At 72.5% G+C, this 20,909-nt stretch carries 25 protein-coding genes, 1 tRNA gene and 1 pseudogene; 20 read left to right on the plus strand and 7 right to left on the minus strand.

From position 1 onward, the window contains the following. Positions 1-90: 90 nt before the first annotated feature. Positions 91-453 (minus strand): thioredoxin, encoded by a 363-nt coding sequence (gene trxA / locus ACQRWP_RS31715; protein ID WP_007455291.1) that lies wholly within the window; start codon positions 451-453, stop codon positions 91-93. A 548-nt stretch (positions 454-1,001) separates the two neighbouring features. On the opposite strand from trxA, the gene ACQRWP_RS31720 reads away from it, so the two are divergent. The 11 genes from ACQRWP_RS31720 (at position 1,002) to ACQRWP_RS31770 (ending at position 9,390) form a co-directional block, all read left to right on the plus strand. After that, positions 1,002-1,517, plus strand: a complete 516-nt coding sequence (locus ACQRWP_RS31720) for a MaoC family dehydratase (RefSeq protein WP_430499867.1) — start codon at positions 1,002-1,004, stop codon at positions 1,515-1,517. A gap of 95 nt (positions 1,518-1,612) precedes the next feature. Next, on the plus strand, positions 1,613-2,149 hold the full coding sequence (locus ACQRWP_RS31725) for a hypothetical protein (RefSeq protein ID WP_430499868.1): 537 nt from the start codon (positions 1,613-1,615) through the stop codon (positions 2,147-2,149). A gap of 51 nt (positions 2,150-2,200) precedes the next feature. Continuing rightward, positions 2,201-2,824: a TrmH family RNA methyltransferase gene (locus ACQRWP_RS31730; RefSeq protein WP_091397287.1), complete on the plus strand. Its 624-nt coding sequence runs from the start codon at positions 2,201-2,203 to the stop codon at positions 2,822-2,824. Positions 2,825-2,903: 79 nt separating this feature from the next. Then, on the plus strand, positions 2,904-3,581 hold the full coding sequence (locus ACQRWP_RS31735; protein WP_430503350.1) for a DUF6758 family protein: 678 nt from the start codon (positions 2,904-2,906) through the stop codon (positions 3,579-3,581). A 116-nt stretch (positions 3,582-3,697) separates the two neighbouring features. After that, positions 3,698-3,856: a hypothetical protein gene (locus ACQRWP_RS31740; RefSeq protein ID WP_007455302.1), complete on the plus strand. Its 159-nt coding sequence runs from the start codon at positions 3,698-3,700 to the stop codon at positions 3,854-3,856. A 6-nt stretch (positions 3,857-3,862) separates the two neighbouring features. Next, positions 3,863-4,738: a PH domain-containing protein gene (locus ACQRWP_RS31745; RefSeq protein ID WP_210781838.1), complete on the plus strand. Its 876-nt coding sequence runs from the start codon at positions 3,863-3,865 to the stop codon at positions 4,736-4,738. 103 nt (positions 4,739-4,841) lie between these two features. After that, entirely contained in the window at positions 4,842-5,576 is a 735-nt protein-coding gene (locus ACQRWP_RS31750; protein WP_430499869.1) for a SigE family RNA polymerase sigma factor, read from the plus strand. Between the two features lie 56 nt (positions 5,577-5,632). Further along, a complete protein-coding gene (locus tag ACQRWP_RS31755) occupies positions 5,633-6,835 on the plus strand; it encodes a hypothetical protein (RefSeq protein WP_430499870.1) in 1,203 nt (400 codons plus the stop codon). A 62-nt stretch (positions 6,836-6,897) separates the two neighbouring features. Further along, a complete protein-coding gene (locus ACQRWP_RS31760) occupies positions 6,898-7,770 on the plus strand; it encodes a PHP domain-containing protein (protein WP_430499871.1) in 873 nt (290 codons plus the stop codon). A 41-nt stretch (positions 7,771-7,811) separates the two neighbouring features. Beyond that, the gene (locus tag ACQRWP_RS31765) at positions 7,812-8,426 is read left to right on the plus strand and encodes a MarC family protein (protein ID WP_091394729.1); all 615 of its coding nucleotides are present in this window, start codon (positions 7,812-7,814) and stop codon (positions 8,424-8,426) included. Between the two features lie 13 nt (positions 8,427-8,439). Then, complete coding sequence (locus tag ACQRWP_RS31770; protein ID WP_430499872.1) at positions 8,440-9,390, plus strand: RecB family exonuclease; 951 nt, start codon at positions 8,440-8,442, stop codon at positions 9,388-9,390. A 19-nt stretch (positions 9,391-9,409) separates the two neighbouring features. On the opposite strand, the gene ACQRWP_RS31775 is transcribed toward ACQRWP_RS31770, so the two are convergent. After that, on the minus strand, positions 9,410-10,273 hold the full coding sequence (locus ACQRWP_RS31775) for an oxygenase MpaB family protein (RefSeq protein WP_430499873.1): 864 nt from the start codon (positions 10,271-10,273) through the stop codon (positions 9,410-9,412). Between the two features lie 78 nt (positions 10,274-10,351). Continuing rightward, positions 10,352-10,780, minus strand: coding sequence for a Fur family transcriptional regulator (locus ACQRWP_RS31780; protein WP_112581661.1), 429 nt, complete (start codon positions 10,778-10,780; stop codon positions 10,352-10,354). Between the two features lie 201 nt (positions 10,781-10,981). Between ACQRWP_RS31780 and ACQRWP_RS31785 the strand changes: the two genes are divergently transcribed. Further along, the gene (locus ACQRWP_RS31785; protein ID WP_430503351.1) at positions 10,982-11,464 is read left to right on the plus strand and encodes a DUF2231 domain-containing protein; all 483 of its coding nucleotides are present in this window, start codon (positions 10,982-10,984) and stop codon (positions 11,462-11,464) included. Positions 11,465-11,498: 34 nt separating this feature from the next. Here ACQRWP_RS31785 and ACQRWP_RS31790 read toward each other — a convergent pair whose 3' ends face one another. Beyond that, positions 11,499-11,879: a hypothetical protein gene (locus tag ACQRWP_RS31790; protein WP_430499874.1), complete on the minus strand. Its 381-nt coding sequence runs from the start codon at positions 11,877-11,879 to the stop codon at positions 11,499-11,501. A 141-nt stretch (positions 11,880-12,020) separates the two neighbouring features. On the opposite strand from ACQRWP_RS31790, the gene ACQRWP_RS31795 reads away from it, so the two are divergent. After that, complete coding sequence (locus ACQRWP_RS31795) at positions 12,021-12,203, plus strand: hypothetical protein (RefSeq protein ID WP_210781845.1); 183 nt, start codon at positions 12,021-12,023, stop codon at positions 12,201-12,203. A gap of 22 nt (positions 12,204-12,225) precedes the next feature. Here ACQRWP_RS31795 and ACQRWP_RS31800 read toward each other — a convergent pair whose 3' ends face one another. Next, positions 12,226-12,564 (minus strand): hypothetical protein, encoded by a 339-nt coding sequence (locus ACQRWP_RS31800; protein ID WP_430499875.1) that lies wholly within the window; start codon positions 12,562-12,564, stop codon positions 12,226-12,228. Between the two features lie 282 nt (positions 12,565-12,846). Between ACQRWP_RS31800 and ACQRWP_RS31805 the strand changes: the two genes are divergently transcribed. Then, the gene (locus ACQRWP_RS31805) at positions 12,847-13,065 is read left to right on the plus strand and encodes a hypothetical protein (RefSeq protein WP_430503406.1); all 219 of its coding nucleotides are present in this window, start codon (positions 12,847-12,849) and stop codon (positions 13,063-13,065) included. Positions 13,066-13,079: 14 nt separating this feature from the next. On the opposite strand, the pseudogene ACQRWP_RS31810 reads toward ACQRWP_RS31805, so the two are convergent. After that, positions 13,080-13,286, minus strand: a pseudogene (locus ACQRWP_RS31810) (FmdB family zinc ribbon protein); the annotation flags it as partial. Next, a complete protein-coding gene (locus ACQRWP_RS31815) occupies positions 13,283-13,960 on the minus strand; it encodes a 5-formyltetrahydrofolate cyclo-ligase (RefSeq protein WP_430499876.1) in 678 nt (225 codons plus the stop codon). The gene ACQRWP_RS31815 and the pseudogene ACQRWP_RS31810, both read right to left, overlap by 4 nt. An 85-nt stretch (positions 13,961-14,045) precedes the next feature. Here ACQRWP_RS31815 and ACQRWP_RS31820 point away from each other — a divergent pair, with 85 nt between their 5' ends. The 6 genes from ACQRWP_RS31820 (at position 14,046) to ACQRWP_RS31845 (ending at position 20,760) form a co-directional block, all read left to right on the plus strand. After that, positions 14,046-16,400, plus strand: coding sequence for a diguanylate cyclase (locus tag ACQRWP_RS31820; protein ID WP_430499877.1), 2,355 nt, complete (start codon positions 14,046-14,048; stop codon positions 16,398-16,400). Between the two features lie 9 nt (positions 16,401-16,409). Then, on the plus strand, positions 16,410-17,372 hold the full coding sequence (locus tag ACQRWP_RS31825; RefSeq protein WP_430499878.1) for a UTP--glucose-1-phosphate uridylyltransferase: 963 nt from the start codon (positions 16,410-16,412) through the stop codon (positions 17,370-17,372). Further along, complete coding sequence (locus ACQRWP_RS31830; RefSeq protein WP_091394702.1) at positions 17,369-18,682, plus strand: molybdopterin molybdotransferase MoeA; 1,314 nt, start codon at positions 17,369-17,371, stop codon at positions 18,680-18,682. The genes ACQRWP_RS31825 and ACQRWP_RS31830 overlap by 4 nt, the downstream gene beginning before the upstream one ends. 150 nt (positions 18,683-18,832) lie before the next feature. After that, a complete protein-coding gene (locus ACQRWP_RS31835; protein ID WP_430503352.1) occupies positions 18,833-19,444 on the plus strand; it encodes a GNAT family N-acetyltransferase in 612 nt (203 codons plus the stop codon). 200 nt (positions 19,445-19,644) lie between these two features. Beyond that, positions 19,645-20,427, plus strand: coding sequence for a divisome protein SepX/GlpR (gene sepX / locus ACQRWP_RS31840; protein WP_430499879.1), 783 nt, complete (start codon positions 19,645-19,647; stop codon positions 20,425-20,427). A gap of 259 nt (positions 20,428-20,686) precedes the next feature. Beyond that, positions 20,687-20,760 (plus strand) — tRNA-Ala (locus ACQRWP_RS31845). The last annotated feature ends 149 nt before the right edge of the window (positions 20,761-20,909 follow it).

Here is a 20,909-nt window from a genome sequence, read left to right on the forward strand (position 1 = left end):
CCAGGCAGGTGATCATGCGGGAGTTGGTGGGGGTACGACGAAGGCCGGGCCCGCATCGGGCCCGGCCTCGCGTGTCGTCGTGGGGACGACTCAGTGGTTGTGCTCGGCCAGCTGCTTGCGGACGTCGTCCATGTCCAGCGCCTCGACCTGCTCGATCAGGTTCTCCAGCGCGGACTCGGGAAGGGCGCCCGGCTGGGCGAAGACGATGACGCCGTCACGGATCGCCATGATCGTCGGGATCGAGCGAATGTCGAACTTGGCGCCCAGCTCCTGCTGAGCCTCCGTGTCGACCTTGCCGAAGACGATGTTCTGGTGCTTCTCCGAGGAGCGCTCGTAGACCGGGGCGAACCGCTTGCACGGACCACACCAGTCGGCCCAGAAGTCGACCAGGACGATGCCGTCGTTGCCGGTCACCTCGTCGAAGTTCGTCGAGGTCAGCTCAACGGTTGCCATTGCACTCTCCGATCACCGCGGTTTATCTACGTCCCGTAGAACCAGGGCTGACCGTATCGAATTCCCGGGCGGTGGGGCACGAAACGTGCTCGGGGCTGCCGGGGGGTGCCGCAGGTCATCGACACGCGTCTGTTCACACCCGACCTGCGGAACGCAAGTGCACGACGCACTTGCGTGACCTGCCGTAATGGGAGCGTTTCCAGGGAGATCCACGCGATTGAGCACTACGAATCGGTAACTTGGGCCTTGACAAGGAGGTATCCGGCCTGCGGAGATCGCTGATCAACCTCCGCCTCGTCACTGACAGTAGTGTTACAAAAAGATAAATGTGACCGCGATCTCTGTTGAACCTACGCAGACGTAGGGCAGAATTCCTCACATCAGAGCGTGGGCGGCGGGTGCCGGGGAGGGCCCCGCCGCTCATTGCGTCTCCCCCCAGGCGAGTGACCGGTGTGACATTTCCGCCGCCGTCGCGCCCCGCCGGTCGCCTTAACCATCGGTAAGGCATGCTGTGCCGAACTCCATCGCCGCCCGTCGAAGGGACCAGCATGCAGTTCGGTCGCTACTACGAGGAGTTCGAGGTCGGCGCGGTCTACCGGCACTGGCCGGGCAAGACCGTCACCGAGTACGACGACCACCTCTTCTGCCTGCTCACCATGAACCACCACCCGCTGCACATGGACGCGCACTACGCCGCGACAGCCAGCCAGTTCAAGCGCAACGTCGTGGTCGGCAACTACATCTACTCGCTGCTGCTCGGCATGTCGGTGCCCGATGTGAGTGGCAAGGCGATCGCCAACCTGGAGGTCGAGTCGCTGCGGCACGTCGCGCCGACCTTCCACGGCGACACCATCTACGGCGAGACCACGGTGCTGGACAAGCGTGAGTCCGGCTCGAAACCCGACCGGGGCGTGGTGTCGGTGGAGACCCGCGGCTACAACCAGGACGGCACGATGGTCTGCGTCTTCCGGCGCAAGGTCATGGTCCCCAAGCGGGAGTACGCGGCCGCTGCGATGCCCGACGGCGTGGATCCGGAGCGGCCCAGCTTCCCCGAGCCGCGCTGACCGTCGCGCGGCGGGCTCGACCGTCGACGAACACGGGGCTCCTTCCTCACCGCGGGTCTGCTGGGGAAGGGGCCCTGTTCCCGTCTCGAGGCCATATGCTGACGCCGGAGGTTCCGATGAGCCACTCCGTAGCGGGAGAGCCGTCCTCTGCCGGCCGCCGAGCCGCACCCTTGACCACCGCTGTCTACTCCGCCGCCGAGTGGGATCTGCTCACCAGCCTGCCCGGTCGGGTTCTCGTGGCCGCCGCGGCACCCGGTCCTGGCCGGACGGAGCGTGGAGTGATGGCCAGCCTGACCGGCCTGGATGCCGTGGCCGCGGGCCGAGCCTCCGACAGCGACCTGGTCCGCGCGGTGGTCGCCACGATCTACGCCCGCCACGACGGCGCCCCACAACCCGCCGAGCGGCTCACCGACCTGGTGGACCTGCTGGCCGCCTGCCGGGCGGCGAGCCGGGTCCTCCGGCGACGGGCCGACCCCGCCGACTCGGCCGCGTACCGCCAGTGGGTGCAGTCGGTCGCGGCCCGGGTCTGTCGAGCGGTGCCCGGCGCCGGCGCGAGCCGGGTGGACCCACCGGCCAGCCCGGCGGACCGGCGCTTCCTGGACCGGCTCGGTGCGGCCCTCGACCTGGGCTGACCGGCAGGTCGTCGCGGCGAGTGCCGACGCGGTCCGTACCCTCTGATGACCGTGACCGACGACCAGCTTGAGGTGGGTGTGGGCCCCTGGCCGGGGGACCCACCGGACGACCCCCGTTACGACCCGCAGCTGCTGGCGGAGGGGGACCGGCGCAACGTCGTCGACCGCTACCGCTACTGGCGGCACGAGGCGATCGTGGCCGACCTGGACCGGCACCGGCACGGCTTCCACGTCGCGATCGAGAACTGGCAGCACGACTTCAACATCGGCACTGTGGTGCGCAACGCCAACGCCTTCAACGCCGCCGAGGTGCACATCGTCGGACGGCGACGGTGGAACCGGCGCGGCGCGATGGTGACCGATCGGTACCAGCACGTACGGCACCACGAGACGATCGAGGAGTTCGTCGCCTGGGCGGCCGAGCGGCAGCTGCCGGTGTTCGGCATCGACAACCTGCCCGGGTCGCGTCCGCTGGAGACCGGCACCCTGCCGCGGGACTGCGTGCTGCTGTTCGGTCAGGAGGGGCCTGGCCTCTCCGCGCCGGCCCGTGCTGCCTGCGACCAGCTCTACTCCATCGCCCAGTACGGCTCGACGAGGTCGATCAACGCGGGCGTGGCCAGCGGAATCGCCATGCACGCCTGGATCCGTGCGCACGCCGGTACGCCGCCGGACTGACCCACGTACGGTGCCGAATCGGACGTTCCGGCTTGACGTGCCGCCGCTCCGGGGAGACGGTGGGGATGTGAGTGTCGCGGTGAGTTGTCCGAGATGCGGGGGCCCGGTACGGGCGCCGGATCTGATGAACACCGACTCGAGGTGTGTGCGCTGCGGCCCGGTGCCGCCGCTGCACGTGCCCGAGCGCATCGGAGCGGACATCGTGGCGAGCGTGGTGGAACGGATCACCGCGACCGGCGATCCGCCGGTGACGCCGTTGTGGTGCCCGTGGCCGCTGCCGCCCGGTTGGACACTCACCGGCGTGGCGTACGCCGGGGACGACCGGACGGGCGTGCGGGCGACCGTGGTGGCCTGCGCGGGCCCGGCGCCGCTCGGTGGCGGCCCGGCGGATCTGGTCTTCGTGGCCGAGGAACCCGGTGTCGGCCTGGGCACCCGGATCGCCGGTCTGGCCGGCCCGGATCCGGGACCGGAGTTGGTGGACGCGCTGACCGACCCGGGGTCGGGTCACCCTGACCACGTCGGACAGGCGAAGATCAAGGTCGGCGGGCACCCTACTCCACTGTGGTTGGTTAATTCACCAATGGATCGAAGCGCGTACGCCGGCGAGGCTCGGGGAATGTGGCTCCATGCGATAGCCTGGCCGGCGAGTGCGGGTCACCTGCTCGCGGAAGACGTCGTGCTACACGACCTGACCGAGTGGACTCCGCCCGAGCTCGTGTACGGCGCACCGTCCCCGTATCTACCCGGTAGAGCTTGACAACTCTTCCGGATTGACGGAGAACGGACGCAGATATTCACTGTACGACACCACACTGATACTCTGGGTGCCGCTGCGGTAATGGGACCCGGCGCCGCGCGAGAGGATGGCCCGCCATGGTCAAGAAGGTCCTCACCTGGGCCGGAATCGCATTCTTGATCTTCTTCGTCGCCTACCGGCCAAACTCTGCGGCGGACGTGTTCAAGTCGCTCGGCGGCGGGATCATGGATATCGCCCAGGGGTTTGGCGACTTCTTCACCAGCCTCGTCGCCTAGCCGCCGATGGGCAGCCCCTCCGGACCACCCTTCGACCCGGACGACCCCGACCGGGAACGTCGCGAGCGCGACACCGAGCCGATCCCGCGGATCGGGCCTGATGACGGCCCGGGCTACGGGGCCGGTCCCGGCCTGTCCGACGGTCCGTCCCTTTCGGACGACGTCGGCTATGGCGACGGGCCCGGCTATGCCGGCCAGGGTCGTTCCGGTCGGGGGTGGGTCCGTGATCCGGAGGCCAGCTACCAGCCGCCGCAGATCTCCGAGGACGAGCTGGCCGGGTTGCGCGCCGACGCGACCGGCTCGACCCCCCGGCGGGTGCTGCCACTGGAAGACGAGCCCAGTTCGCTGGTGGCTCGCTACCTCTTCCCCACCGAGCGCTACCGGGGCGAGTGGAAGCGACACTGGATCCACCTCACCAACCCGCTGTTGATCGGCGTCGCGGCGACCTTCGTGCTCGGCTACCTCTCCGGCTTCCTCGCCGGCCAGGACGTCGGCGCGCTGACCACCATCGCCGTGCTGCTGTGGTTCGCGGTGATGGGCTGGGTGGCGTGGAAGGTCGCCGACTGGTGGTATGACCGGTTCATCCTGACCAACAAGCGGGTCATGGTGGTCAACGGCATCGTCACCCGCAAGGTGGCGATGATGCCGCTGGTCCGGGTCACCGACATGAAGTACGAGCAGACCCCGACCGGTCGCGCGCTCAACTACGGCACCTTCGTGCTGGAGTCCGCCGGCCAGGAGCAGGCGCTCCGCGAGATCAAGAACCTGCCCAACCCGAACGAGCTCTACCTGCGCGTCGTTGAGGAGATGTACGAGCCGCAGGCGGTCGAGGCGCGGCTCGGCAAGGAGGCCGACGAGGCCAAGGCCGACGACGGGGCGTGAAGGTTTTCGACCGAACATCGGAGCAAGTGCGCACCTTTCGTCATGGACCAGAGCGCCCCTGACGTGGCACTCTGCCAGGACGGCAGGGGTGTGGAGGTGGGCGGTGGCGAGCAAGGACTCGTTGGAGGAGCAGTTCCGCGAGTTCGTCGCGGCCCGCTCCGCCGCGCTCCTACGCACCGCTTATCTGCTCACCGGAGACTGGGCCACGGCCGAGGATCTGCTCCAGACGGCGCTGACCAAGACCTACCTAGCGTGGAAGCGGCTCGGCGGTATCGAGGCGGTCGAGCCGTACGCCCGACGTGTGATGGTGAACACGTCGACGAGTTGGTGGCGGCGGCGCTGGCACGGTGAACGCCCGACCGAGGTGCTGCCCGAGCGGGCCGGTGTCGACGAGATCGAGCAGCAACTGGACCGTGACCTGCTCTGGCGGCATCTCCGGGAGCTGCCCAACCGGCAGCGGGCAGTGCTGGTGCTGCGCTACTACGAGGACATGTCGGAGGCGCAGACCGCCGCGATGCTGGACATCTCACCGGGCACGGTGAAGAGCCAGGCGTCCCGGGCCCTCGCCACGCTGCGTCGGCGGCTCGGCGCGGACGCACCGGAGCTCGCGGCCGCCGCCGGCATCGCCGGCCGGACGACGGGCTCGGGTTCCCGAACCGGGCGGGTCCCGGTCACCGGTGCCGCTGCACCACCCCGGCCCGGACGGGCGGCCAGCCAACCCGTGCCCCGCCCGGCCGCGTCGCGCCCCGCCGTGCCGCGTGCGATCACACCGCAGGTCGTGCTGCCCACCGCCCCGGCGGCCGTGCCCGTCGGCACGGGCTCCGGGGAACAGCAGTGAGTCAGTTCCCAGGCCGGCGCGACAACCTGACGGACGGCCCGCAGCGTTCATACCAGGTGCGGCCTGACGAGCTGGAAGGTGCGGTGCGGGAGACACTCTCGCACCAGGTCGCCCTTGCCCGCCCACTGAGCGTCGATCCGGCCGGCCAGGCCATCCGCCGCGCGAACCGCATCCGACGCCGACGCACCGCCGCCGGCCTCGCCCTCGCGGCGGTCACCACAGTGCTGCTCAGCGCCGGCATGGCTCAGCTCGGTGCCGAAACCAGGCGGGACGGCACACCCATCGTGGTGATCGGTGACCCGGGCCCGACCAACCGACCGCTCCCGACGGCCAGCATTCCCGGCCCCGCCCCCTCGCCCACGACGTCGTCCTCTCACCTCGTCGGCGAGACGCTGGTCAACGCCGACGGGCGGCGGCTGGTGCTGCCCGACGTCGGGCCTGCCGAACGCGTCCAGCCGCTGCCCAGCGGCGGCGGTTGGCTGGTGGTCGGCGCGCCGAGCATCGCAGGACGCTCGCTGTCGGTGGTGCAGGACGACGGCCTGGTGCAGGTGCTGCTGGCCGGGGCCGGCGCGATCGTCCTGGCCCCGGACAGCCTCCAGGTCGCCTGGCTCGACGGAGACGATCTGCTGGTGGCAGGCGTGGTCGGCACCCAACTCATCGGGGCGGTGCGCACCCCGGTGCCCGCGTCGGCGGAGCCCGTCCGGTTCGTCGCTGACAGCGTGCTGGTCCGACTCGACCCGGCCAGCGCCGGTCACACGCTCTGGCGGCCCGGTGCGGGGCCGTTGCCCGACGCCCTCGACCGGAAGAGCCTCAACGTCTACGGGGGGCTGCCCGACGGGCGGCTCGTCGGCCAGGTCACCACGACCGACCCGGGCCGGACCTGCCTCGCCATCCTCGCCCCGACACGTCACCTCGACCCGGTACGCACCGGCTGCGGTCCAGACCTGAGCCAGGACGGCGTCGGCGGGGTCTCGCCGGACGGGCGGTGGCTGCTGGTCAACGGGGGAAGCGGCAAGGCCGGTCGGTCCCTGCTGGTCGACCTCCAGCGGCTCGGGCCGGGTGCGACCGCCGTCGCGGCCGGTCCGCCGATGACCGGGGCGATCGTGTGGAGCGACGAGACCCAGGCCTCCTACCTCGACGGCACCGGCGCGCTTGTCCGGGTCGACGTCGGCCAGGTGCGGGCGGGAAAGCCCGCCAGCCCCGCTGCGGTGCCCGGCGTGCCAGCCGGAGAGCGGCCGATCCTGGTGAAGGGCTTCTGACCCCGGGTGACCTGGACGACCCATGTGAGCCGGGCTCACTGTTTCCTCGGTAGCGTCGGGCGGTGACCTCGCGTACCGGCCCCGCCCCCCGGATCGACCTGCACGCCCACTCGACGGCCAGCGACGGCACGCTGACCCCGGCCGAGCTGGTCGGCGCCGCCTTCGACGCCGGGCTGGACGTGCTGGCGATCACCGATCACGACACCACGGCCGGCTGGGCGCCGGCCGTCGGCGCGCTGCCGCCAGGTCTGCGTCTGATCCGGGGTGCGGAGTTGTCGTGCCGCTGGTCCGGCGCGCAGCCGGCGGTGCCGCTGCACCTGCTCGCGTACCTGTTCGACCCGGACCACCCGGAGCTGGTGGCCGAGCTGGCGCGGGTCCGGGCCGCCCGGGAAGAGCGCGGCGAACGGATGGTCGACCTCCTGCGGGCCGACGGCATCGACGTGAACTGGCCGGACATCCTGGCTGGCGCGGGTGGCGGCACCGTGGGACGCCCGCACCTCGCGCAGGCACTCATCCGCGCCGGCCTGGTCGACAGCGTCCGGGAGGCGTTCGGCCCGGACTGGCTGGGCGAGCGGTACCGGCTGCCCAAGGAGGACATCGACGTGTTCCGGGCCGTTCGACTGGTCCGGGCCGCCGGAGGCGTGCCGGTCTTCGCCCACCCGCGGGCCACCCGACGCGGCCGGGTGGTGCCCGACGAGCTGATCGCCGAGCTGGCCGCCGCCGGGCTCGCCGGGCTCGAGGCCGACCACGAGGACCACAGCCCGGCCGAGCGGGAACACGTGCGGGCGCTCGCCGCCGAGCTGGGTCTGCTCGTCACCGGCTCCTCGGATTTCCACGGCACCCACAAGACCGTCCAACTCGGCGCGTTCAGCACCGGCGTCGAGGCGTACGAGCGGATCGTCGCCGAGGGGGTGACCGAGGTCGCTTCGGGCTGATCCGGGTATTTCGCCCATCGTTGCGCGGCTAGGTTGATCACGTGGATCTGAAGCTGTTCGGCGAGGTTTTCGTGACCCTGCTGGTGATCACCGACCCGCCGGGCATGATGCCGATCTTCCTGGCGCTGACCGGCCCGCTGCCCGCCCGCGATCGCAACCGGGCAGCCTGGCAGGCCGTCGCGTTGGCGCTCGGCGTCATCGTGATCTTCGCGGTGGCGGGGCAGACCCTGCTCGACTATCTGCACGTGGACCTGCCGGCGTTGCAGGCGGCCGGTGGGCTGCTGCTCGTGCTCGTCGCGCTGGAGCTGCTGACCGGCAAGGCCGACGACCCGAGCCAGCAGGTCACCTCCAACATCGCTCTGGTGCCGCTGGGCACGCCGCTGCTGGCCGGCCCGGGCGCCATCGTGGCCACCATGCTCTTCGTTCAGCAGGCCGACGGGCTGGGAGAGTTCAGCGCCATCGCCGTGGCGATCCTCGCCGTGATGGTCGCCGTCTGGATCGTCCTGCGCTTCTCCGGCGGCATCGTGAAGATCCTCCGGCCGGGCGGGATCGAGGTGCTGACCCGGATCGCCGGACTGCTGCTGGCCGCGATCGCCGTGCAGCTCATCGCCGACGCGGTGGCCGCCTTCGTCACGCAGTACGTGAACATGGCCTGACGGCACGCGCGCGATGTCGGGGGCGGATGGCAGGATCGCAGGCGTGCGACGATCCTCATCAGCGGGGCGGCCGGCCGCCGGCGGCCGGGCCCCTCGGCAGCGGGCCGGCGACGCCGAGCAGCTCGGCTTCGAGGGCATGCCGGAGCGGCTGTTCGTCTGCACCCCGAGCAAGCTCGGCGCGTACGCGGACTGCCCGCGTCGCTACCGCTACTCCTACGTCGACCGGCCCGCCCCACCCAAGGGCCCGCCGTGGGCGCACAACTCGCTCGGCGCCAGCGTGCACACCGCCCTGAAAAACTGGTATGCGCTGCCCGCCGACCGGCGGCGCCCCGAGGCGCTGGCCACGCTGCTCAAGGGCACCTGGGTGCGCGAGGGCTACCGCGACGACGAGCAGGAGCGGGCCGCCTACCGGCGGGCGTTGGGGTGGCTGGAGGCGTACATCGAGACGCTGGAGCCGGATTCCGATCCGCTCGGTGTGGAGCGGGTGGTGGCGGTCAAGACCGCGGTGTTGGCGTTCAACGGCCGCGCCGACCGGATCGACTCGCGGCCCGGCCCGGAGGGGCCGGAGCTGGTCATCGTCGACTACAAGACCGGTCGCACCGGGCTGGACACGGACGACGCCCGGGGCTCGCAGGCGCTGGCGCTCTACGCGTACGCCGCCGAGCGGGTGTTCCGTCGGCCGTGCCGCCGGGTGGAGCTGCATCACCTGCCGACCGGCACGGTCGCCGGTCACGACCACACCGTCGAGTCACTGGCCCGACAACTGACCCGTGCGGAAGAGACAGCCCGCGACATCATGGCCGCCGAGCGGGCAGTCGCCGACGGCGCCGACGCGGACGAGGCTTTCCCGGTGGCGCCCAGCCCGCGCTGTGGCTGGTGCGACTTCCGGCGGCACTGCCCGACGGGCTCGCAGGTCCCGGGCAAGGAGCCGTGGGCGGCCATGGACCGGCCCGCCGACGGCTGATCCCCCGCCGAGGGCCGGGTCAGCCGGCCAGCGAGGCGGCTGCGTGCCGCGCGGCCCGCTCCTTGGCTGCCTGTATCAACGGCCCCTCCAGGTAACGGCGGGGGACGGCGGCGAACGCGAGCCGCAGCGCGCGCACGGTCAGGTCCGCCGACAGCGCTGTGGTCGGTAGACCGAGACCTCCGTAGATCCGGTGTGCCCACGTCGGCAGCAGCGCGAACGCGGTGCTGGCGATTCCCAGGTACGCCCAGCGCGGCGGGCCCAGCGTGAGCCCCAACCGGACCGGCAGGCTGAGCTTCCACGGCAGCGGCGGGGCGGTGAGGAACACCGCCGTCTCTGCGGCCTCCCGGGTCATCCGCAACTGTGGCCGTACGGCCTCGTAGTAGTCCGCGACCTCGGCGGCGGTCCCCGGAACGGTGGCCGGGTCCAGGCCGACCAGGGCGGCGGCGCGGCGCTGCTCGGTGTAGTAGCCGTCCACCTCGTCGTCGCTCAGCGGCAGCCCGGCGCGTCGGGCCGTGCTCAGGAACGACTCGACCTCGGTCACGTGCACCCAGCGCAGCAGGTCCGGTTCGTCGATCCGGAACTGTTCACCGGTGAGCGTGTCGGTGGCCCGCAGCCGGTCGTGCAGGCGGCGCAGCCGGGCCCCGGCGGCCTCCGCCTCGGCGGTGGTCCCGTAGACGGTGGTCGCCACGTAGGTGGCGGTGCGGATCAGTCGGCCCCAGGCGTCTGTGCGGTAGTTGCTGTTCTGCGCGACCCCGGCCATGGCCCGAGGGTGCAACGCCTGAAGGTAGAGCGAACGCAGGCCGGCGACGATCAGGATCGGCTCGTCGTGCACCTTCCACGTGACCGAACCCGGACCGAAGAGGCCGAGGTCATCGGAGTCCACCGTCCAAGAGTGCCACGGTCGGGCCGGCCTCGCCGTTCACCTGCCGCCGGTGCCGTGCCTGGACTGCGGCGTCGCTGGTCAGACGTCGGCGGAGCGGCGGGCCCGGCAGCCCGGGCAGAGGCCCCAGAAGGTCACCTCGGCCTCGTCCACCTCGAACCCGTGCGCGCTGTTCGGCTCCAGGCACGGGGCGCTGCCCACCGCGCAGTCGATGTCGGCGATCTCGCCGCAACCCCGGCAGACCACGTGGTGGTGGTTGTCGCCCACCCGCGCCTCATAGCGGGCGGGACTGCCCGCCGGCTCGATCCGGCGCGACAGTCCGGCCCGGGACAGCGCGCCCAGCACGTCGTAGACCGCCTGGGTGGAGACCGAGTCGAGGCGTTCGCGAACCCGCCGGGTGATCTCGTCGACCTCCAGATGGCCGCCGCCGGCCAGCACGTCGAGCACCGCGAGGCGTGGCCGCGTGACACGCAGGCCCCTCGACCGCAGCAGCTCCTCGGCACCGGACATTGGCCAATGACAGCACGCGCGGTCCGCATCGACAACCGTCGCCCGCTCCGGGTGGCCACCGACACAACCAGGCAAGATCGGAAGTACGGCCCAGCGGATGAACCCGATCGACGCGGCGCGCGTGTCACCGGTCGAGAGCCTGGGGACGATCGGCGGACCATAGGCTGACCACCCCTGACCATGATCCACCTGGAGGGTTCGATGTTCGAGGAGATCCTGGGTCTACCGGTGCACGTCCTGGTAATCCACGCGGTCGTCGTGTTCGTGCCGCTGCTGGCGGTGCTGGCCATCGCGTACGTGGGGCTGCCGCGGTGGCGGCACCGGCTGGACTGGGCCCTGGGCCTCCTCGCCGTGGCCGCGCCGGTGACCGCCTACGTCGCGGTCAAGTCGGGTGAGGCACTCACCGACGCGCTGGTGGCCCGGGGCTTCCAGGGGCCGATCCTCGATCAGATCTTCGAGCACTCCCGTCACGGCGACATCCTGTTCCGCATCGTGGTGCCGCTCGGGATCGTGGCCATCCTGCTGCTCGTGGCGACAAGTGGGCACCCCCGGGTGCCGCAGCTGCCCGCGCTGGTCATCCCGGTACTGGCGGTGGCGGCCGTGGGGCTTGCCATCGCCGCCCTGATCTACGTCTATCTGACCGGCCACTCCGGCGCCGAGACCGTCTGGGGCACCACCCTCTGAGCTGCTGCTCTCTGCTGCTGCCCGGGGATGGGCATCAGAAGACGACTCGCGAGCAGAGCAGACAGAGCAGGACCAGCAGCACCACGCCGGCCGCCGCGCCGAAGCCGTAGGTGACCCGCTGCGAACGCTGCTCGGCCGCGTCCAGGCCGGCCATGTCCTGCGGTGGCAGCTGTCGCGGTGGCGCCGGCTGCAGATGTACGGGTGGACGCCAACCCGCCGGCGGCGGCACGCTCGGGGGCGGGCCGGAGTAGCCGCTGGCAGTGCCCCCCGTCGCCGCTGGGCCGGTCTGCCCGTTCTGGCCGGTCGGTGGTGTGGTCGCGGGCGCGGCGGGAGGTTGGTCCGCCACCGCGTCGTCACCGGTGTCGGGCCGTCGCCAGTAGTCGTCCGGGGTGCTGCCACCGCTGGGGGTCGTCACGCCGTCCGACGCTACCAACGCCACCGGCGGCCCGGTCGCTTCTGGCCGGCGTGCCCACGGTCGGCGGTCCGGCTGGTCTGGCCGGCGCGCCCACTGTCGATGCCCGGTCCACCGCCGTCGGCTGCGCTAGTCTTGCCGCTCGTGAGCACCGAGGACCCTGGGACGCACGGCGCACGTGGAGACGATGACCGCGCCGTCGACCTGAGCGAAGACTTCGTGGTGCTGCCCGAGCAGACCACTGACGACACCGACCGTGGTTGGGGCGAGCGGTCGGGCGGCAACGACGACTGGCTGCTCGCGGAACGCCCCCCGCACTGGGACTGACCTCGGCGGCGCGGCCAGACCCTCACGACGTCGATCCGACAGCCGACGGTGGGATGACCGGGGCGGACGGTCTCGCAGCGGAACCTGCCCCGTCGTGGTCGTACCCGTCGGTGAGCGGGTCAGCGCCCTCGGTTCCGGCCCCCGCTGACGGCGGTGCAGTCTGTGGTGGTGGGGTTCGGTCTGCCACCGAGGGTGCGTCGGCGGGGACGGCGGCCGGCGGGCATCCGGCCGGGGAGTGCAGGACTGCGGCGGCCAGGCCGAGCAGCGCGGCGACCAGACCGGCCCGGAGCAGGGCGCGCCCGCCGGGTAGCGTGAGCTGGCGCAGCGGGCGCAACGCCCGCGCGGAATCCGGATCGACCATCGCCTCTGCCGCCTCCCGTCCCCGAGCGCCGCGGTGGCACCCATGGACGGCAGGCTAGGCAGTTCCAACCGCCTCGGCCGACCCTCTGGCCGACGCCTGTGGACAACCGCGCGGCCTGTGGACAACGCCCATCCGTCGGTGCGATCTGCTACGGCACCCGCCTCGATCGACTCGCGATCAAGGAATCCGGGCGGTCAGAGCGACGGGGACAGGCTGACTTTCTGGAACCCGAGTTGATCGGGGCCCGACCCGAGGTGGGGTCGGGCCTTCGGCGATCAGGACGTGGAGCTTGCCGCCGCCGTCTTGCCGCCGCCCGATCCACCCGAGGACGAACCGGAAGACGACCCCGACGAGCCCGAGGACGACCCGGATGAGGACGAGGACCCCGAAGAGGACGACGAGGACGAGCTGTCACCGGAGGACGACTCGGACTTCGCCGGCTTGGTGGCCGTGCCGCCGGCCGTCGTCTCGGAACCGGACGCCCGGGAGTCGGTGCGGTAGAAGCCCGAACCCTTGAAGACGATGCCGACCGAGTTGAAGACCTTGCGCAGCCGCCCCTGACACGCCGGGCACTCGGTCAGCGGCTCGTCAGAGAAGGACTGCACCGCCTCGAGCTGGTGACCGCACGTGGTGCAGGCGTACTGGTACGTGGGCACGTTCTCCTCCGGATCTGGGCTCGGCCAGTTGGCACTCGACGTATTCGAGTGCCAATGGTGCGTCATTCGGCCCGGGTTCGTCCAGCGGACGTGTGGGGCGCGACACCGTGCGCCGCATCCGGGCCGCCGTCAAGCGTACGCACCCCGTCGGCGGGGGTGACGACCGCGCGCACCCGACGGTCGTGTGGCTCCGCCGGCAGCGCCTCGACCAGCTCACCGTCGTGCAGCGGCACCACCGTCAGGGCTGCCTCGGGTACCCGGGCGAGTGCGCGGTCGTACGAGCCGCCACCGCGCCCGAGCCGCCGACCGTGGTGGTCGACCGCGAGAGCCGGTACGACCACCAGCTCCGCGTGCGCCACGGCGGTCACGCCGAGACGGGCACCGACTGGTTCTCGGATACCCCGACCCGCCGCGATCAAGGCAGCCGGCCCGGTATACGCCGCCCAGTCCAGATCCAGGTCGGCGAGGAGCACCGGCAGCAGCAACTCGGCGTCCGTCGGCAGGGCCGCCCGCAGTACCTCGGGCAGGTCGGCGCCGCCCGGTTCGGAGCCGACCGGCACGTACGCCGTCATCCGGTGTGGGCGCAGCCGGCGTACCAGGGCGACCAGCTCGGCCTGCACGCGCCCGGCGGCGGCTGCCCGGGTCTCGGCGGGCAGCGACCGGCGGCGAGCGAGCAGTTCGACACGGGTGTCCCGCTTCGCCATTCGAGTCACTTCCGCTTCATCAGAAAATTCCGGCACGCAACACTCCTGACGCAACGCCTCTCCCACGGTTGCTCTGTGTCAGCATCGCAAGCAACGGAGGCGGAACTTCCGGGGGGACCGAGTGACGCTACGCGGGCGGTTGACGGCAGCCTTCCTCGTGGTGGTGCTCGGGCCGGTCCTGCTCGGCGCGCTCTTCGTCGCCTCCACGGTCGCTGCGGTCGACCGAAGCCGCTCCACCGAGCGCCTGGCGGTGGCGGCGTCCACAGTGCGTACCTCGGTCGACGCGCTCTGCCAGCAGCTACGCGCCACCGCCGACGCGGTGGCGCTCACCGCCGATCCGGCCGTCGCCGCCGCGCAACTGGTCGGTCGGGGCCTGGCCGCCGCGGTGCTGATCACCGACGTGGCCGGCCAGGTCACCTACGTCTCGCCCGGTGCGCCGTCGACCCCGTGGCAGGACTGCGCCGGCTCGACCGAGGGCTCGAACGGGGGCTCGGACCCAGGCTCGACCGGCCCGGTCCGTGCGCTGGCCGCCCAGGTCGACCTGCACGATCGCGCCGGCACCCGGCTGGGCACGGTGACCGCCGCGCAACTGGTCGACCCGGCCTTCGTGGCCCGACTGGCGGCGGTGACCGGGGTGGCGGTCACCCTGCTCGACAGTGGGGCGAGCGCCGCGCGGGTCACCCACACGACCGAGTCCCGAGACGTCCGCGACGCGGTGCTGGCCGCCGCCGTCGGCGTCCGGGGCGAGCAGGTCACCGAGACCAACGAGGGCCGGTACGTGCGCCGGCTCGGGCCCTCCGACGCGCAGCCGCTGCCACTGGTGCTCTCCGTGCCCAGTGAACGGCCACCGGGGCTGCACGCCACGCTGGTCGGGGTGGTCGTGCTGGCCGGGCTGCTCGCCGTGCTGACCGCCTGGCGGCTGGCCCGGGTGACCACCCGACCGCTGGCGGAGTTGGCCGGGGCGGTCGACCGGGTGGCCCAGGGCGACCTGACCGCCCGGGTGCCGGTACGCAGTAGCGACGAGGTGGGACGGTTGGCCGCCGCGTTCAACCGGATGACTCGGGAGACCGGCTCCTACGTCGCGGCGTTGACCAGCAACCGGGATCAGCTGCGCGGGCACCTCGCGGTGCTCGGCGACACCCTGGCCAGCACGCATGACCTGCAACGCATCCTGCGGGTGATCCTGCGCAGTGCCATCGGGGCCACCGGCGCGCGTGCCGGTGCCGTGCTGCTGGTGGAGACGGGCGGGGTGCTCGTCGCGCAGTGCACCGAGGGTCTGGACGGGCGCTGGCCGGCCGAGGCGGCGGACGGGTCGCAGACGCTCCGGGTGCCGGTCGGCGTCGGCGTGGTCGGTGAGGTCGCGGCAACCGGGGAACCGCAGCGGGGCAGGGCGGAGCCGACCGAGGCGCCAACGGGTGAGCCACGCTGCCGCACCTACGTCGCGGTTCCGTTCGCCGCCCCTCCCGGCGGTGCCACGGCCACCCTCGGCGGGCCCTCGGGGCCGGTCGACGAGGCGGGCGCGGCGGCCGCGCTCGGCGTGCTGGCCCTCTACGACCGGCTGGGCGCCGACGAGTTCGACGACGACGACCTGGCCACCCTGCGCACCTTCGCCGGCCACGCGGCCGTGGCGGTGGACAACGTCCGGGTGCACGAGGAGGCGCAGCGGCTCTCCCTCACCGACCCGCTCACCGGGCTGTGGAACTACCGCTACCTGCGCGAGTCGATCCGGCGGGAGGTGGAACGGGCCAGCCGCTTCGGGCGGATGCTCAGCGTCCTCGCGTTGGACCTGGACCGGTTCAAGGACGTCAACGACACCTACGGGCACGCCGCGGGGGACACCGTGCTGGCCGAGTTCGCCCGTCGGGTGCGCGGGGAGATCCGTGAGGTCGACCTGGCCTTCCGCCAGGGTGGTGAGGAGTTCGTGCTGCTGCTGCCGGAGACCGACGCGCGGGGCGCGGCGATCGTGGCCGAGCGGCTCGGCGCGGCGGTGCGCGACACGCCCATCGCCGTCGAGGCGTACGCCGGGCCGGTCCTGGTGACGGTGTCGGTGGGCATCGCCGTCTTCCCCGACCACGGCAGCACCGGGCGGGAGGTGCTGGAGGCCGCCGACGACGCGCTCTACGCGGCCAAGGCGGCGGGCCGCGACACGTACCGGGTCGCCGAGGTGCGCTCGGATCTGCCGACGCGGGAGATACCGGTGCTCGCGTGTGCGGTGAGCCCACCCGACGGGCTGCCGCGCGCCGGCCAGCCGGTGCAGGCCAGCCGGGAGCCGGGCGGGCCCGCCCGGTCCGATCCGGCGGTGGGCGTACCGGAATCATCGCTGGCGGGCCCGGCGCACGCCCGACCGGATTCGGCCGACGACATGCCGGACAGCGCGACGGGCGCGGCGCGGGCCGGCCCGGAGGCGGCGCGGCCGGGGCCGGGTGGCGGCGCGTCTTCTGGGCCACACCCGCCGCGGCAGAGCCGTGGCCGATAGTCTCGCGGCATGTCGGAGCACTCAGCGAACCCCTCATCGACGGTCGCCGCAAACGGCCGTCCCCTGGCGGTCAAGGCCGTCATCCCGGCCGCCGGACTGGCCACCCGGTTCCTGCCGGCCACCAAGGCGGTGCCCAAGGAGCTGCTGCCGGTGGTGGATCGGCCGGTGTTGCAGTACATCGTCGAGGAGGCCACGCAGGCTGGCATCGGTGACGTGTTGCTGATCACCGGTCGGGGTAAGACGTCGATGGTGGACCACTTCGACCGTCGCCCGGACCTGGAGACCAGGTTGGAGGAGAAGGGCGACTCCGAGCGGTTGGCCGCCGTGCGTCGGCCCAGCGAGCTGGCCGAGATCTACACCGTGCGGCAGCCCGAACAGCTCGGGCTCGGCCACGCCATCGGGTACGCCGAGTCGCACGTCGGCGACCAGCCCTTCGCGGTGCTGCTCGGCGACGAGTTCGTCAAGCCGTCGGAGCCGCTGCTGCCGGCGATGCTGGAGTTGCAGGCCCGCACCGGCGGTGTGGTGCTCGCCTTCTTCGAGGTCGACCCGGCCGAGACCAAGCGGTACGGGATCGCCTCGGTCGAGCCGGCCGAGTCGGAGCTGACCGACATCGGCGAGGTCGTCAAGGTGACCGGGATGGTGGAGAAGCCGCAGCCCGAGGACGCCCCCAGCAACCTCGCGGTGCTCGGCCGCTACGTGTTGCCCGGCAAGATCTTCGACGCGATCCGGCGGACCAAGCCGGGCAGCGGCGGCGAGATCCAGCTGACCGACGCGATGGAGCTGCTGCGTACCGAGGGCGTCCCGGTGCATGCGATCGTCTACCGGGGCACCCGCTACGACACCGGTATGCCGCTGGGCTACCTCCAGACGGTGGTGCAGATCGCCGCCGAGCGCGACGACCTGGGCGCCGAGTTCCGGTCCTGGCTGGCCGACTTCGTCAAGGCCGACGCGGCAGGCGGATCTGGTACATGACCGCGACGGCCGACGCCGAGGCGGCCGCGAACGAGTTGACGCCGCTCGCCGACTACCTGGGCAGCGTGCTGCGCAGGTTGCGCGCGCTGCCGCCACTCGACCTCGACCTCACCCAGGCGCACGGCAACGTCCTCGCCGAGGACGTCGTCGCGCCGCACGCCTTCCCGGCCTTCGACCAGGCGGCCGTGGACGGCTACGCCGCGCGCTGGGAGGACATTTCCGGAGGGGGCCGGGGGCCGAGCTACGTCCCGGCCCCCTCCGGCACGCCCGGCGGCCGCACCATCCGGCTCAACGTGGTCGGCGATCTCGGCGCCGCGAGCTGGCGGCCGGTCCGGCTCACCCCCGGCTCGTGCTTCTCGGTGGCCGCCGGGGCGCCGCTGCCGGTCGCCGCTGACGTCGTGGTACCGGTGGAGTGGACCGACCAGGGCATGGCCGCGGTGGAGATCTTCCGCACCCCCAAACGGGGGTACGGGGTACGCCGAGCGGGTGAGGAGTTGCCCGCCGGCACCCTGCTCGCTCGGGCCGGCACCTACGTGTCCCCGGCCCTGGTCGCCGTCTTCGCGGCGACCGGCATCGGGCACGTGGTGGTCCGGCCCAGCCCACGGGTGGTCATCGTGGCCACCGGTGACGAACTCGTCGACGTGGGCCGGGGCAGTCAGCCCGGTCAGGTGGTGGACGCGAACTCGCACGCGCTGACCGCCGCCGCGGCCGAGGTGGGCGCACTGGCGTACCGGGTGGGAATCTGCGACGACGACCCGGAGGGGCTGCGCGGACTGCTGGAGGACCAGACGCTGCGCGCCGACCTGATCATCACCACCGGTGGCACGGGCACCGGCCCCGGGGACATGGTGCGCCGGATCCTCTCCCGCCGTGAGGGCGGTCGCGCCGGGCCGGTCACCTTCACCGACGTGGCGCTCTATCCCGGCACCGCGCTCGGGTTCGGCACTGTCGGCGCCGAGGAGGTGCCGGTGGTCTGCCTGCCGGGCGACCCGGGCGCTGCGTTGATCGGCTTCGAGGTGCTGGCCCGCCCCGCCATCCAACTGCTCGCTGGCGCCGAGCCGGTGTTCCGACCCAGTGTGCGGGCACACCTGCTGGAGACCGTGTCGTCGCCGACGGGGCTGCGCGAGTTCCGGCCGGCGCACGTCGCCGAGCGACGCGGCGGCGGGTACACGGTCCAGCCGCTCAGCGGCGGCCCGTTCACCCTCTCCGGGTTGGCCGAGGCCAACGGGCTGCTGGTGCTCGGCGAGCGGGTCACCACGGCCGCTGCCGGCTCCACGGTGGACGTCCTGCTGCTGGACCGCCGCCGGTGAGGCGTCCCGGCCGGTCCGCTCGCGGCCCGCGTCGGGCGCTCGTCGGATCTGTGCGGTGAACGCGGTGGGGCCACTTGTGCGCGACACGGTCCCGCGCGGGAGACTGTTCAGGTGAGTCTCTTCGGACCCGCGCGGGCACCGGGCTGGCCGATGGAGCTGGCCGACGGCCCGGTGCTGCTGCGGCCCTACCGGCGCTCCGACGCCGCGGCGTGGTCGGAGGTGCGGCGGGCCAACCGGGCCTGGTTGGCGCCGTGGGAGTCGTCGCTGCCCGGCGGTTGGGACGAGATGAACTCGCCGGCCGCGTTCCGTTGGGTGCACCGTGACCAGCGACGTTCGGCCCGCGAGGGTGAGGGCATGCCGTTCGCGGTCTGCCTGCGGGAGGCCGACCGGGACCGGCTGGTCGGGCACATCAACGTGGGCAGCATCGTGCGGCGGGCGCTCTGCTCCGGCTACGTCGGCTACTGGGTGGACGCGCGGGTCGCCGGGCGGGGTGTGATCCCGACGGCGCTCGCGCTCGCCGTGGACCACGCGTTCGGCCCGGGCGGGCTGCACCGGGTGGAGGTGAACATCCGTCCGGAGAACCGGCCGTCCCGGCGGGTGGTGGAGAAGTTGGGCTTCCGCGAGGAGTCGTACCACGTGCGCTACATGCACATCGACGGCGCGTGGCGGGACCACATCGGGTACGCGATGACGAGTGAGGAGATCGCCGCCGAGGGTGGCCTGCTGGCCCGTTGGCACCGGGTTCGCGCCAACGCGCGGTAGGAGGATTTCCCGAGATCCGCCCACTCGTCCCACGAACGGGATCGGCGCGGCGCGGTGGCATCCCGGTCGGCGCGCCGTAACCTCAAGTAACTGCAAGCTGCGGCAAGCGCTCCCCGGCCGGACGATCCACGCGCCCAGGCGCGATCGGTGGAAGATCCTGCGGCCGGATGGCGGTTGCTTCGAATTCGGTGACGGGAGGGGTGAGGGTGCCGACCTCGGTGCTCCTCGCCGTCCTCGCCGCCGCCGGCCTGCTCGCCCTGGCTCCGGCGTTGGTTCGCCGGTACGACGCCACCGAGCGGCTGGTGGCGGAGCGGGCGCAGTCGACGGCGCGGGTGCTCCAGCGCCGCCGGCGGCGCCGCACTGTGCCGGGACGGCGACCCGTCCATCCTCCGCGCTCACTGGTCGTCACCCTCAGTGAAGACGCGACTACTGGTGCGTTGAGCGCGCCGGTCTCCGCGCCCCCGGCCGTCCGCCGCTCCGGTCGGTTGCGCGCCGTGCCCGCCGCACCGAAGCGGTCCCGTCGCCGCCCGCCACCGCGCCGACAGCACACCCCCGCCGTGTACCGGCGTCGCCGGGTGCTCGCCGCCCTGCTGCTCCTCAACGTCGTCGAGCTGATCGGCGTGCTGTTCGTCAGCCCCGGCTTCTGGGTCGGCTTCGGGGTCACCTTCCTGCTCCTGGCCCTGTACGTCGTCCACCTGCGGGGTCAGGCCCTCGCCGGGCGTCGCCGCCGCCGCGCCCGGGCCCGCGAGGCCGCCTGGTTGGCCGACCGGCAGGCCGAGGTACGCCGGGAGCAGGCCCGCCGGGCTGCGGCCCGCCGGGAGGCGCAACGCCGCCTGGCCGCCCAGCGCGAGGGGGTACGCCGAGCCGCCATGGGCCTGGACCGGCCGGGCGACCTGCCGGCGGCGGTCAACGGCGGATCGGTCTCGTACCGGCGGTCGGGCGGCCTGCGCGGCCGCCCCTACGAGGCCGGCCGAGGCGCCTGACCCGGTCCGGGCCGGCCGTGCCCTGGCCCGGCCGCGCCTGGGCTCGGTCGCGCCCGGCCGGCTTGATCGACTCGGGATCCTGAAAGTCGGGTGGTCGCGGCGTCCGGGATGCCCCGATTTCAAGGAACCCGAGTCGATCTTCGCGTAGGCCGGAGCGCCGGGCGGGGGGCGGATTCGCGGTGGAGCCCGGCGACCTGTTAGCCTTGCTGCCGGCCCGCCCGGTGTAAGCCGGGTGGGACCGAAGCCGGTTCGCCGGCGGGGGGCTGTGGCGCAGACTGGTAGCGCACCTCGTTCGCATCGAGGGGGTCAGGGGTTCAAATCCCCTCAGCTCCACCCCAGGTAAAAGGCCGTCTCCCGTGTGGGAGGCGGCCTTTTTCGATCTTGTGTAGCGGCAGGCGCGACCTGTCCCGAACGGGCCCGTACTGGCCCGAACGGTCCCGAACAGCCTTTCTGCCGGAAACGGCGATCATCGATGCTCTACT

The organism is Micromonospora trifolii, assembly GCF_050516465.1.
Lineage (GTDB): Bacteria > Actinomycetota > Actinomycetes > Mycobacteriales > Micromonosporaceae > Micromonospora > Micromonospora trifolii.

Coding starts and splice junctions, on each gene's coding strand:
- ACQRWP_RS31720 (WP_430499867.1), top strand. CDS start 1,002: ATGCAGTTCGGTCGCTACTACGAGGAGTTCGAGGTCGGCGCGGTCTAC.
- ACQRWP_RS31835 (WP_430503352.1), top strand. CDS start 18,833: ATGGAGCTGGCCGACGGCCCGGTGCTGCTGCGGCCCTACCGGCGCTCC.
- ACQRWP_RS31745 (WP_210781838.1), top strand. CDS start 3,863: ATGGGCAGCCCCTCCGGACCACCCTTCGACCCGGACGACCCCGACCGG.
- ACQRWP_RS31825 (WP_430499878.1), top strand. CDS start 16,410: ATGTCGGAGCACTCAGCGAACCCCTCATCGACGGTCGCCGCAAACGGC.
- ACQRWP_RS31770 (WP_430499872.1), top strand. CDS start 8,440: ATGTCGGGGGCGGATGGCAGGATCGCAGGCGTGCGACGATCCTCATCA.
- ACQRWP_RS31780 (WP_112581661.1), bottom strand. CDS start 10,780: ATGTCCGGTGCCGAGGAGCTGCTGCGGTCGAGGGGCCTGCGTGTCACG.
- ACQRWP_RS31725 (WP_430499868.1), top strand. CDS start 1,613: ATGCTGACGCCGGAGGTTCCGATGAGCCACTCCGTAGCGGGAGAGCCG.
- ACQRWP_RS31740 (WP_007455302.1), top strand. CDS start 3,698: ATGGTCAAGAAGGTCCTCACCTGGGCCGGAATCGCATTCTTGATCTTC.
- ACQRWP_RS31830 (WP_091394702.1), top strand. CDS start 17,369: ATGACCGCGACGGCCGACGCCGAGGCGGCCGCGAACGAGTTGACGCCG.
- ACQRWP_RS31800 (WP_430499875.1), bottom strand. CDS start 12,564: ATGGTCGATCCGGATTCCGCGCGGGCGTTGCGCCCGCTGCGCCAGCTC.
- ACQRWP_RS31785 (WP_430503351.1), top strand. CDS start 10,982: ATGTTCGAGGAGATCCTGGGTCTACCGGTGCACGTCCTGGTAATCCAC.
- trxA (WP_007455291.1), bottom strand. CDS start 453: ATGGCAACCGTTGAGCTGACCTCGACGAACTTCGACGAGGTGACCGGC.